Genomic DNA, 13322 nt, shown 5'->3' with positions numbered 1-13322 from the left:
AAAAAGACATAGTGACATAGTAAAAACACTGTATAGTTTAGGTATAAATGGAGCTAAATAAATAATTATTTGGCTCCTTAACTTTAATCAATGATATTTTATAAGGAACTAAAAAGCAATCATATAAGCTAATTATCAGCTATGACTAAAGGTATTCCTTTTTGAGAAAATTCTATAATTATGTCGTGGTCTATACTAGCAGATGTAATAATAGTATCTATATGCTCTATAGGAGCAACAGAAGCAAATGAATTTATTCCAAACTTAGGTGGCTCAACAACTACTATTGACTTTCTAGACCTTTCAATCATTTTTTTTCGAACAAGTGATTCTTCTAAGTGATAGTCAGAAATACCATTTTCAAGTGTAATACCTCCAGCACCTAAAATTGCCTTATCAACATTAAATTGTTCAATGGCTGCTAATGTAAGTGGTCCAGAAAAAGAACCTTCAGTTTCTCTAAGATATCCACCAAGTACATATACTTTTATATTAGTATTCATAAGTTCATTTGCAACCAAAATTGAGTTAGTTATTACAGTTAAGTTTTTTTTGTCTTTTAAACTTTTTGCAACTTCAAGAACAGTAGTTCCAGTATCCATAAAAATAGTGTCATTTGTATTTATAAATTCACTACATTTAAGAGCAATTTGTTTTTTATCATTTGAATTTATTTTTTTTCTTTTAATATAGTTAAGTTCTACGCTACTTGCTATAACTGGTATAGCACCACCATAAACTCTTTTTAAAAGTCCAATACTTTCCATATGTGCTAGGTCTCTTCGTGCTGTTTCTATTGATATATCAAACATTTGGACTATGTCATTTATTTTAATTATATTATCTGATTCGAGAATACTTAAAATCTTCTCATATCTTTCCTGTGGTAACATGGAAAATCCTCCTTGGATTAATATTATTTTAGTTTTAAGCATAACTTATGATGAATTAAGGATTTATGTCTATATGTTAATGTGTGTATATTTAGTAAATAATATTATAAGCGTTATGCAAGATAATTTTACCATATTTCAAACTTACATTTAAGTAAAAAAGTGAAAATAGATATTTAATGACTTAAAATACCTTAAATTTCATAAATTAATTGACTAAAATATAATTTTATTATATAATTTAATTGCATAGAAATAAGGAGAAGTACTCAAGTGGCTCAAGAGGATCCCCTGCTAAGGGATTAGGCTGGGTAACCGGTGCGAGGGTTCGAATCCCTCCTTCTCCGCCAATTATCAAAGGCTATCCTTGTTGAAGGTAGTCTTTTTTGTAATGTCTATTAATAAAAACAACCTAGCAGACATAATTAAAGAAAGGAGGTAATATATGACAACTTTAATTTTCTTTATAGTGGGAATAGCATCTTTAGTGGTTGCTTTCGTTATTGATGGGGGACACATTGGAGCCTTATTTGTATTTTCATCAGCACTTGTTGTTTTTGGTGGAACTATAGGGGCTGTTGGTGCTTCAACACCATTTCCTGTATTCAAAAAGTCCATAAAGATAATGTTGTTAGCTTTTAAAAATAAAAAGCCTAACAATATAGAAAACATAGTTTATTTCAAAGAAATTGCAATCAAGGCCAGAAAAGAAGGTCTTCTTAGTATTGATAAAGAAATAAGCGAAAATGATGAATTGGACCCATTTATTAGAAAAGGTCTTGAACTTATGGTAGACGGCGTTGATGCAGCTACAATAAGAAATATATTAGAATCTCAAATACAAATAACATCAAAAAGACATAAAGAAGGAATAGCAATATTCGATTCAGCAGGAGGGTATGCACCTACACTGGGAATCATAGGTACAGTTATGGGATTAGTACATATTTTAGGAAATCTTTCGAGTAATCCAGATGCACTTGGACCTCAGATATCTGTAGCGTTTTTGGCTACTTTATACGGTGTTGGTTCAGCCAATTTAATTTGGTTACCAATAGCATCAAAGCTTAAAGCTATAAATCAGCAAGAAACTAATGAAAGACTTTTAGTGATAGAAGCGATACTATCTATACTTGAGGGAGATAATTCTAATTTAATGACAGAAAAATTAAAGATATTTTTAAATTCAAAAGAATTAATTGAACTTGGAGAAGCTGATGGTAGAATTGAATAATATAAAAGGATGGAATATTTATGTTACATGATGAAGACGAAAAAGAAGAAAATAATGAGCGATGGCTTTTAACTTATTCAGACCTCATAACATTACTTATGATTTTCTTTGTCATAATGTATTCTATGAGTAATGTTGATGCAGAGAAATATAAACAATTATCTCAATCTCTAAGTTCTGCATTTGGTGGTTCATCTGGAGTTATTGAAGGTGGACAAAATAAAATAGAACCAGTAGTTGACCAAAACAATAATAATCTAGATAGTTTACAAAATCCTGAGTTTAAAGAAGTTGGTGAAAATATTCAAAAGTATTTAAATGAAAGTGGATTGGCAAATTCGGTATCATTAAAAGCTCAAGATAGAGGACTAGTAATAAGCCTTAAAGATACTATATTATTTGATACTGGAAAAGCTGTTATAATAAATGATTCTAGAGATAAGATTATTCAAATAGGTAAGATGTTAAATGAAATGAATAGTTATATAAGAGTAGAAGGTCATACAGATAACCTATCTATAAAAAATTCTGAATTTAAATCTAATTGGGATTTATCAGTTATGAGAGCAACCAATGTTGTCCAACTTCTTATTGATAGTGCAGGTATTGCACCAAATAAGTTGTCTGCTGTAGGATATGGTGAATTTAGACCAATAGCTGACAATTCATCTCCAGATGGCAAATCAAAAAACAGAAGAGTTGATATAGTCTTGGTTGATAGTAAGTTCGATGATGTAGAAAATGTTGGAGAAAATAAATAGTTAAATAAGCTATCTCAATACAGAGTTATTTCTAATAAGGGATAGCTTTTTTATGCGAAAATTAAAAATAGATGATTAGTAAGTTACCTTTTTGTGATAATATATGGTATCTTAAATATATAATATTTAAATTATGAAAGGACTCAATTTTAAAATTGATATCAAAGGTGAGTAAATAAATGGGTAATAAGAATAAAAACACAAAATATAAAGATAAAACAAGGGCAAGGTATAATAAAAAGGTTGAAACTTTAAATAAAGAGAAGTTAAAAGAATCTAATAAACAACATAAAAAAGAAGATAAGATTACTACTATTATTAATAAATCTAGTATTGTATTATGTGTTCTTTTAGTAATATTTTCTTTACTTTATCTGTTTAAGTTAGTTCAGCTTAATATAATAATGACACTTTTAGTAATTACAGTGGCTATTCAACAAGGTTTGGTATCATTTGGTGCATTTAGAGAGAAGAATTATGCTAAAGGTATATTTTCAATATTTGTAATCATTTGTTTTCTAGTTGCTTTTAAATATACTGTTAGTCCTATTTAAATATATCAGTAAATATTTTATAATTAATATAAGTAATTAAGTTACGGTTTTAATGCTATAATAAATTTTATACATTTGAAGGAGTCGATTTTATGAATAGGAGTGGATTTGTAAAATTAATTATCACATCAATGATTATTTTATTACTTACAGGGTGTGATTTGAAAAAGGAAGAGAGTTATAAACTAGATCCAGAAAATCCGACATCAATAGAAATTTGGCATTATTATAATGGACAGCAAAAAATGGCGTTTGATAAGCTAGTTAAGGAATTTAATGACACTGTAGGTGCTGAAAAAGGAATTATTGTTGAAGCGTTTAGTCAGGGAAATGTAGTTGATTTATCTGAAAAGGTGCTGGATTCTGCTAATAAAAAGGTTGGTTCTGAAGATGTTCCAAATATTTTTGCAGCGTACTCAGATACTGCATATGAAATGGATAAATTAAAACTACTAGTAGATATTGATAAGTACATAAGTAAGGATGAATTAAATGAGTATATAGAAGAATATGTAGATGAAGGTAGACTAAATTCTGATAACGAACTTAAGCTTTTTCCGATTGCAAAGTCTACTGAGATTTTGATGTTAAATAAGACAGATTGGGATAAGTTTGCCAAAGCAACAAATTCAAATATAAATGATATACAAACAATTGAAGGATTAGTAGAGACATCAAAGAAATACTATGAATGGACAGATAGTTTAACAAAAGAGCCTAATGATGGTAAAGCATTTTTTGGAAGAGATGCTCTAGCAAATTATATTATTATAGGAAGTAAGCAGTTAGGAGTAGAAATTTTTTCAGTTAAAGATGGAAAAGTTACATTGAATCTTGATGAAAAGGTTATGAAAAAATTATGGCATAATTTTTATGTCCCATATATAAATGGATATTTTGCATCTTATGGTAAGTTCCGTTCTGATGATGCAAAAACAGGAGATATACTAGCTCTTGTTGGCTCTAGTTCAGGAGCATCATATTTTCCAGATGAAGTAATGTTAAATGATAATGAGAGTTATAAAATTGAGACATCTGTCTTTCAAGCTCCACGTTTTAAAGATAAAGAAAAATATGCTGTACAACAAGGGGCAGGAATGGCTGTAACAAAATCTACTAAAGAAGAAGAGTATGCATCAGTAGAATTTTTAAAATGGTTTACAGATAAAGAGTCTAATGTAAAATTCTCTATTGCTTCTGGATATCTACCAGTAAAGAAAAAAACAAATAATTTGGATGTTATAAAGGATGTTATGAATAAAGACGATTTAAAGGTATCAAGTAAAGTGGAAAGTTCAATTGTTTCATCTATTGAACAGATTAATAGTTGTAAGTTGTACACTAATAAAGCATTTGATGGTGGGACAAAAGCCAGACAAATCCTTGAGTATTCAATGATTGATAAAGCTAAAGAAGATTTAAATAAAATAAATGAATTAATAAAAAATGGAACCTCTAAAGAGAATGCAGTAGCACAATTTAATAATAATGAAAATTTTTCAGCATGGTTTTTAAATTTTAAGACTGAGCTTGAAAATGCTGTAAAAGAGTAGGTGAATTGGCAACGTGTACCAAAATGCACAAAGGTATGGGTGGAATAAATATGGAAAATAATCTAAAAAAGAATAACTCAATAATGAAAAAGATGATATTTCCTCTAATTATTGTTATGCTAATTCAAACAAGTTTATTTTGTGCCACAATTTTATGGGGAGGAACTATTAAAAGACTAAATGATAATTCATTTGATATTTTAAATGAAAGAGTAATTAATCGTAAAAATTATATACAAAATGAGATGTTACAAAGATGGTCAAAGACAAGCGAGACAGAACTAGCTATTAACTCATCTGTAAAAAAAGTTTTAGATGAAAATAATGTCTCAATTAAAGATGTGGGTATAAACGAAGAAATTAATAAAGAAATTATAAAAAATATATCAAAAGATTTAATATATCTTTTGAGAAAAAATTCTGTTACAGGTTCTTTCATAATTTTAAATAACAAAGATATTGAATATGATTCAATAAATAGTAAAGATGAAATAAGTAAGACAGGATTGTATATAAGAGACCTAGACCCTAAATTTAACCCAAATGATAATTCTGATTTGCTAATTGAAAGAGGCTCCTCAGAGATAGCAAGAAGTTTTGGAATATCTATGGATAGTTATTGGGCTCCAAAGTTTTCCTTTAAAAGTGAAAATGAGGAAAAAGGAGATAATTTCTTTTATAAACCATTTAGAGCTGCAATTGATAATCCAAATACATCAAGTTCTAATTTAGGATACTGGGGAAGTCAGTTCTTATTAACAAATGAAGGCGATAGAGTTATAACATATTCAGTTCCTCTTATTTATGAAGATGGAACTGTATATGGAGTACTTGGAATAGATTTAGGTATAAATTATTTAAGAGAGTTGCTTCCATATGGGGAGATAAATGAAAATAAAAAAGGTAATTATATTTTAGGCGTAGATAGAAATGATGATTTGGCATTTGAAAATGTTGTTTCGAATGGTTATACATTTAAAGACAAATTTTGGGATGGTTTACATTCGAACCTTGAGCAAAAAGAATCTTATAAAAATGTATATAAAGTTAAAAATGAAGATGATGGTAAAATTAAAGAAAGTACTTATGCTAGTGTACAATATTTAGATTTATACAATTCCAATACTCCATTTGAAAATGAGCGTTGGGCTCTTTTGGGAATTATTGAAGAAAAAAGTTTATTGTGTTTTTCAAAAAGAGTGGAAACCTTGGTAATAGTGTCTGTTGCAGTTTCCTTAGTGATAGGGCTTATAGGTATTTATATTGCGTCGAGATTGTTTACAAAACCAATTGTTCTTTTGGTTAATAAAGTTAGAAATAGTAATCCATCAAAACCAGTAAATCTTGATAAAATAAACATATCTGAAATAGATGAATTATCTTCAGCCATAGAGCTACTTAGTGCAAATGTTGCAGATTCCTCATCAAAATTATCACAAATTATTGAAATTGCAGATATGCCAATTGGAGCTTTTGAATTATATAAAAATGGAGATAATGTTTTTTGTACAAAAGGATTTTTTAGTATATTTACTACGGATGATGAATTTCAAGAATATGGATATATATCAAAAAGTAAATTTATAAAAAAAATGAATGAAATGAATACATATTTACAGAAAAATTATAAGACAGAAAATATATACATATATAAATTTGAATCTAAAGATAAAACTTCTAAGTGGATAAGATTAAATATTGTTGAAGATGACTTAAAGATATTAGGTGTTGTTGTTGATGTTACAAAAGAGTTTATTGAGAAAATGAAAATTGAGTATGAAAGAGATTTCGATATTTTAACAAATCTTCTAAATAGGAGAGCTTTTTATTCACAAGTACGAGAAAAATTTGAAAATAAAGAAGAGATTAAAATAGCTGCATTTATAATGTGGGATTTAGATAATTTAAAATATATTAATGATACCTATGGTCATGATGCTGGTGATGAATATATTAGATGTGCAGCAGATATACTTAAAAAGTTTATATCATGGAATGGTATAGTTTCTAGACTTTCAGGGGATGAGTTTTATGTATTCATATATGGGTATGAAAGTAAAGATAGCATAAGAACTATTATTAACTCTGTTAAGACACAGATGAATAATACTTTATTAAAGCTTCATGATGGGACAGAATTTAAAATAAGAGCATCAGCAGGAATTTCTTGGTATCCTAGCGATTCAACTAACTATGATGAACTAATGAAATATGCAGATTTTGCTATGTATCAAATTAAAAATACAATTAAAGGCGAAGTAAGTGAATTTGATGTCAATATATATAATAAAGATTCATTCTTGTTGCATAATAGAGAAGAGTTAAATAAATTAATTGATGGTCAATTGGTTGAATATGCATTTCAGCCTATTGTGGATTGTAAAGGTGAAGTATTTGCATATGAAGCACTTATGAGACCCAAAATGGAAACTTTTAGTTCTCCAATGGATGTTATTAGATTGGCTCGTTCACAGTCTAAGTTATATCAAATCGAACGTATCACATGGTTCAAAGCACTTAAATCTTTTAAGAGATATAGGGAACAGTTTGGAGTGTGTAAATTGTTCTTAAACTCTATACCAAATAATAATTTATCAAAAGTTGATTTTGAAGAAATAGAAGATTTATATGGTAATTATCTAAATAGGGTAGTGCTAGAAATAACAGAGAATGATAAGATTAGTGAAGATTTTATTGACAAAAAGAAAGTGTATATAAATCAGTGGAATATAGAAATTGCTTTAGATGATTTTGGAACAGGTTACAATGGCGATGCTGTACTACTGTACATAATGCCAAATTATGTGAAGATTGATATGTCTATTGTAAGAGGTATTGACAAAGATGAAGATAGAAGAAAAATACTAAAAAACCTTATTTCATATTCTAAAGAAAGAAATATTAAAGTTATAGCAGAAGGTGTAGAAACCAAAAGTGAAATGGAAGCATTAGTAGCTATTGGAATAGATTATATTCAAGGATATTACATTGGTAAACCAGAATTTGTTCCTCAAGATATAAGTGATAAAATTAAACAGGAACTCAAGATATGTTATGAAAATAGAGATGATATAGTTTAATAGAAGAAAAATTAAATGTATTTTTAGGATACTTTTAGTTTATAATTAAAAAAGAAAATAGGATGATTATAAATTAAGGTGGTGGATGTAATAATCACAACAAATATAGATATAAGACAGTTAAATGAAAATCAACTAGAAGCAGTTGAACATATAGATGGGCCTTGCATGATACTTGCAGGGCCTGGTTCAGGTAAGACTAGGGTAATTACATATAGAATAGCTAATATGGTAGTAAACAAAAATATAGCACCAGCAAGAATATTGGCGATAAGTTTTACCAAAGCATCCTCAGTAGAAATGAAAAATAGAGCATTGAGTTTAAGTGATGATATAAGACTCAATAAGGTAACATATGGCACTTTTCATTCTGTGTTTTTTAAGATTTTGAGGTATTTTGAAAGGTACAATTTAGATAGCATATTTGATGAAAAGTCAAAGAGGATAACAATAAAGGCAATATTAAAAAGTCTAAATATAGAAAATGCAGATGATGATGAAAATATAGGTCAAGTTATAAATGAAATATCTTATGTAAAAAATGAACTTATGGATAAGAATGAATTTAGCTCAGAAGTGTTGACAAAAGATGAGTTTTTAAAAGTATATAATTTATATGAAGAGCAAAAATCAAAAGTTAATAAGATTGATCTTGATGATATGCTTATAAAGACTTATTATTTGCTTTTGAATAATAAATCAGCCTTAGAAATGGTTAGGAATGTATATAAATATATATTGATAGATGAATTCCAAGATATAAATAAAGTGCAATTTGAGGTTTTAAAGTTAATTTGTAATCCACTAAACAACATATTTGCGGTTGGAGATGAAGACCAAAGTATATATGGTTTTAGAGGAGCTAGACCAGATTTTTTGCTTGAATTTGAAAAATATTTTAATAATACTAAAAAAATAGTGCTGGATGTAAATTATAGGTCTAAAAGTGAAATAGTAAATACTGCAAACAGGCTTATAGAAAAAAATAGAAATAGATATGAAAAAGTTATTAAATGTAGTCAAGGTAAGGGAGGCATTGTGAGTTATATTTCTCCATATGATTCAGAGGAAGAAGCTTTACATATTGCCAAGGAAATAATTGACGAAATAAAAAAGGATTATGTAGAGTATTCAGATTTTGCAGTAATTTATAGAACTAATATACAGTCAAGAGCCTTAGTAGATGTATTTATGGATATGAGAATTCCATTTGTAGTAAAAGATTCAGTAATTACAATATATGACCATTGGGCAAGTCAGGATATACTAGCATATTTAAGAATAGGTATTAATCCAAAATCAAATAAAGATTGGTTAAGAATTATAAATAAGCCATTTAGATATATATCTAAAGATAATGTAAATATGGTTAAAGATGAAAAAGATTTTGTAACAGCACTAATAAACAAATGTAACCTTCATCCCAAACAAGTCAAAACAATAACAGATTTGGAGATAGACTTGAGCTATTTGAATACTTTAAATCCTAAAAATGCAATATCTTATATTAGAACTAGTCTTGATTATGATAGATATGTCTTGGATTACTGTAGCAATAGAAAGATAAAGACTAATGGGCTTGTAGAGATATTAAACGAACTTGAGAGTTCTGCTACAAATTTCAATACAGTGACAGAGTTTTTAGACCATATTGAGAGAGTAAAGATTGAGTTAATGGAAAATAACAAGAATAAACAGACTGATGGTGTTATATTTACAACTATGCATAGTGCAAAAGGATTAGAATTTAGGAATGTCTATATTATAGGTGCAAATGAAGGAACAATACCTCATGAAAAATCATATGATATTTGTAAGGAAGAAAAAAAAGAGGAACAATTAGAAGAAGAAAGAAGACTTATGTATGTAGCTATTACAAGAGCTGAAGAAAAACTATGTATAAGTTCTACTTTAAATAAATATGGTAAAAAAGTTGATAAATCATTGTTTATCAATGATATAAAATCTCCAACTAAAAAAGAAATTGATAGTATTGGTGTTGGTGATAAGGTATACCATAAAAAATTTCACGAAGGCGAAATAATCAAAAAAGATGGAAACATGTTTACGATAAAGTTTAAAGATAGAGAGCGAACTTTAGATTTGAAAACTTGTTTATTGAAGAATATAATCCATATTATTTAACTTAGTATATAAAATTTAATAAATATAAGATATATTATTTATAAGTATTTAAGCAATGAAAATGAAAAAGAAAAATATTATTTATAAGTATTTAAATAATGGAAATAAAAAGAAAAATATTATTTATAAGCATTTAAGAAATAGAAACAAATAAGAAGTATATTATTTGTAATTACCTAAAGAACAGAAATAAATAAGAAATACATTATTTATAAATATATGGATAATATCAACAAGCATGTAATAAAATATCTAAATTTTAGAAAATAAAATTATTAAAAAAATAAAAAACTTATTGACAAAAATATTAGAAGGAAGTACAATTGTATTAACAATTTAAGGAAACAAATCCAGTGATAGAGAAAGTAGCATATATGGATTTACAGCGAGTTAGGGGTTGGTGTAAGCCTAGCAATGAAGTCTATGTGAAGAGAGCTCTGGAGGAAATTATCAGAAGTTTTAGTTAGTATGATAATTGGTTTGCCCGCCTTAAGGGATTGAGAGGATAAGTACTTACTTATCAAAAAGAGTGGTAACGCGGATATAATTCGTCTCTTAGCTGTAAAGCTAAGGGACTTTTTTGATTTTAAAATTAAAATATCCCTGTAGCTATAAAGGCTAAAATTCACAAATTTTGAAGGTTGTATAAGTATTTATCAATAAGAGTGGTAACGCGGTAAAGTCGTCTCTTAGTCATTAAAGACTGAGGGACTTTTTTTGTAACTCGAAACATTAAAGTATTAAAAATTTGAGGGAAAATTATAATTAAAAGAGAGGGGTAGTTAAAATGAAAGTATTTAAAAAATTATTAAGTTTAGGATTAGTATTAGGATTAACATTATCGCTAGTAGGATGTAGTGGTGGAGAAGAAAAAACAAAATTAGAGCAAATAAAAGAAAGTGGAAAATTAGTTGTTGGTACTAGTGCAGAATTCCCACCATTTGAATTTCATAAAGTAGTAGATGGTAAAGATTCAATAAAAGGATTTGATGTAATGTTGGCTGAAGAATTTGCAAAGGAACTTGGTGTAAAGGTTGAAATTAAAGATATGTCATTTGATGGATTAATAGGTGCTTTAAATGCAGACCAAGTTGATATGGTTCTTGCAGGGATGTCTCCAACACCAGAAAGAGAAAAGAGTGTTGATTTCTCAGAATTATATTATTTAAGTAGAAATGCAGTTATAGTTAAAGATGCAGATATAGACAAAGTAAAAACTGAAGACGATTTGAAAAAACTTAGAGTAGGGGTACAGGCAGGAAGCATTCAAGAAGAATATGTAGTTAACACTCTAAAAATGACAACTACAAAATCTTTAAAAGCAGTACCTGACCTAATCACAGAATTAAAAAATGGAAATATAGATGCAGTTGTTGTTAATGAAGCAGTTTCTTTAATAAATGTTAAAAAATATGATGGAATAAAAATGGCAAATACTGAAGTTGGTAAAGATGTAACAGAAGGTATGGCAGCAGCAATTAAAAAAGCTGATAACAACAAAGACTTTATAGAATTATTAAATAAAAAAATAAAAGAATTACAAGATGGTAAAAAAATAGAAGAATTTTTAAATGAAGCATCTACTGAAGCTGCTTCAAATTAGTAAGAAAGTTATGTGGGAGATGAAATTATGAGTTTAGATTTTAGTTTTTTAAGTAGATTTGGGACTTCTTTTTTGGAAGGAACAGGTGTGACAGTAGGAATTTCTCTTGTGGCATTATGCTTTGGATTTGTAATAGGTATAATTATCTGTATGGCAAAAATATCAAAGAGTAAAGTATTAAGAGTAATATCATCAATCTATATTGAGATTTTAAGAGGAACACCATTATTAGTACAGATATATATAGTATGGTTTGGATTACCTCAATTAGGAATAAGATTCCCTATGTTATTTGGTATACCAAGTGAATTTATAGCTAGTGCATTTGCATTGTCAGTAAACTCTGGTGCATATGTGGCAGAGATACTTAGATCAGGTATACAATCAGTTGATAATGGACAAATGGAAGCAAGTAGATCATTAGGATTAAATTACTGGTCAACTATGAGATATATAATAATACCTCAAGCTATAAAAAATATACTACCTTCATTAGCAAATGAGTTTATTACACTTGTAAAAGAATCTTCAATAATATCTGTAATAGGTGTTGTTGAGATAATGCGTACTGCTGATATAGTAAAAAATGCAGCATTCAGAGCATTAGAGCCATTAATAGTAGCAGCAGCAATTTATTTTGTTATAACATTTACTCTATCAAGATTAGTTGGATTATTAGAAAAGAAACTATCTGTGTCTAACTAGATGAGAGCATGTTTAGCATTTAGGGAAAACATAGAATAGTAAAAAGGAAAGTGATAATATGATTACAATAAAAAATTTAAGTAAATCTTTTGGAGATTTAAATGTATTAAAAAATATAGACTTAGAAATCGCTAAAGGCGAAATAATGGTTATAGTAGGTCCAAGTGGCTCTGGTAAAAGTACACTTCTTAGATGTATGAATTTATTAGAAATACCTACAGGTGGAGAGATAATATTTGAAGGAAAAAATTTAGTTGATAAAAAAACTAATATTGATGAAGTTAGACAAAATATAGGTATGGTGTTTCAGAACTTTAATTTATTCCCACATAAGACTATTTTAGATAATATAACATTGGCACCAATTAAATTAAAAAAAATGACTAAGGAAGAAGCAGAAAAAAAAGCAGAAGTTTTATTAAGTAGAGTTGGTCTTTTAGATAAAAAAGATTCATATCCATCACAATTATCTGGAGGGCAAAAGCAAAGAATAGCAATAGCGCGAGCTCTTGCTATGGAACCAGATATGATGTTATTTGATGAGCCAACATCTGCTCTTGACCCAGAAATGGTAAATGAAGTTTTGGATGTTATAAAAGAACTTGCTAAAGAAGGAATGACAATGGCAATTGTAACTCATGAAATGGGATTTGCTAAAGAAGTTGCAGATAGAGTTATCTTTATAGATGGAGGAAGTATTCTTGAGGAGGATTCTCCAGAAGAAGTCTTTGGAAATCCAAAACACGATAGAACAAAATCATTCTTAGCAAAAGTGTTATAATATATAAAAAAAG

General features: G+C 28.2%; 10 protein-coding genes, 1 tRNA gene and 1 other annotated feature. Of the genes, 10 read left to right on the top strand and 1 reads right to left on the bottom strand.

Annotation, left to right across the window (positions count from 1 at the left end; translation table 11 throughout):
• Nucleotides 1-128 precede the first annotated feature (128 nt).
• Entirely contained in the window at nucleotides 129-893 is a 765-nt protein-coding gene (locus tag IC174_RS12205) for a DeoR/GlpR family DNA-binding transcription regulator (protein ID WP_227433429.1), read from the bottom strand.
• Nucleotides 894-1152: 259 nt separating this feature from the next.
• On the opposite strand from IC174_RS12205, the gene IC174_RS12200 reads away from it, so the two are divergent.
• The 10 genes from IC174_RS12200 to IC174_RS12155 all read left to right on the top strand — a co-directional run bounded on the left by IC174_RS12200 (nucleotide 1153) and on the right by IC174_RS12155 (nucleotide 13309).
• Nucleotides 1153-1243, top strand: a tRNA-Ser gene (locus IC174_RS12200).
• A 95-nt stretch (nucleotides 1244-1338) separates the two neighbouring features.
• Nucleotides 1339-2127 (top strand): flagellar motor protein, encoded by a 789-nt coding sequence (locus IC174_RS12195; protein WP_227433428.1) that lies wholly within the window; start codon nucleotides 1339-1341, stop codon nucleotides 2125-2127.
• A gap of 20 nt (nucleotides 2128-2147) precedes the next feature.
• Nucleotides 2148-2888, top strand: coding sequence for a flagellar motor protein MotB (locus IC174_RS12190; RefSeq protein WP_227433427.1), 741 nt, complete (start codon nucleotides 2148-2150; stop codon nucleotides 2886-2888).
• Nucleotides 2889-3067: 179 nt separating this feature from the next.
• A complete protein-coding gene (locus IC174_RS12185; protein ID WP_227433426.1) occupies nucleotides 3068-3442 on the top strand; it encodes a hypothetical protein in 375 nt (124 codons plus the stop codon).
• Between the two features lie 92 nt (nucleotides 3443-3534).
• Nucleotides 3535-4995 carry an extracellular solute-binding protein gene (locus tag IC174_RS12180; protein WP_227482999.1) on the top strand — a complete coding sequence of 487 codons (1461 nt, stop codon included), beginning with the start codon at nucleotides 3535-3537 and terminating at the stop codon, nucleotides 4993-4995.
• A gap of 50 nt (nucleotides 4996-5045) precedes the next feature.
• Entirely contained in the window at nucleotides 5046-8075 is a 3030-nt protein-coding gene (locus tag IC174_RS12175; protein WP_227482998.1) for an EAL domain-containing protein, read from the top strand.
• A gap of 78 nt (nucleotides 8076-8153) precedes the next feature.
• Entirely contained in the window at nucleotides 8154-10220 is a 2067-nt protein-coding gene (locus IC174_RS12170; RefSeq protein WP_227482997.1) for an ATP-dependent helicase, read from the top strand.
• Between the two features lie 344 nt (nucleotides 10221-10564).
• Nucleotides 10565-10779: a binding site (T-box leader), on the top strand.
• 228 nt (nucleotides 10780-11007) lie between these two features.
• The gene (locus tag IC174_RS12165) at nucleotides 11008-11823 is read left to right on the top strand and encodes a transporter substrate-binding domain-containing protein (protein ID WP_227433422.1); all 816 of its coding nucleotides are present in this window, start codon (nucleotides 11008-11010) and stop codon (nucleotides 11821-11823) included.
• Nucleotides 11824-11850: 27 nt separating this feature from the next.
• Complete coding sequence (locus tag IC174_RS12160) at nucleotides 11851-12528, top strand: amino acid ABC transporter permease (RefSeq protein WP_227433421.1); 678 nt, start codon at nucleotides 11851-11853, stop codon at nucleotides 12526-12528.
• Between the two features lie 58 nt (nucleotides 12529-12586).
• Complete coding sequence (locus IC174_RS12155; RefSeq protein WP_227433420.1) at nucleotides 12587-13309, top strand: amino acid ABC transporter ATP-binding protein; 723 nt, start codon at nucleotides 12587-12589, stop codon at nucleotides 13307-13309.
• Nucleotides 13310-13322 lie beyond the last annotated feature (13 nt).

This window comes from Clostridioides sp. ES-S-0001-03, assembly GCF_020676075.1.
GTDB lineage: Bacteria > Bacillota > Clostridia > Peptostreptococcales > Peptostreptococcaceae > Clostridioides.
This window is presented reverse-complemented; position numbering and strand designations above follow the sequence as displayed.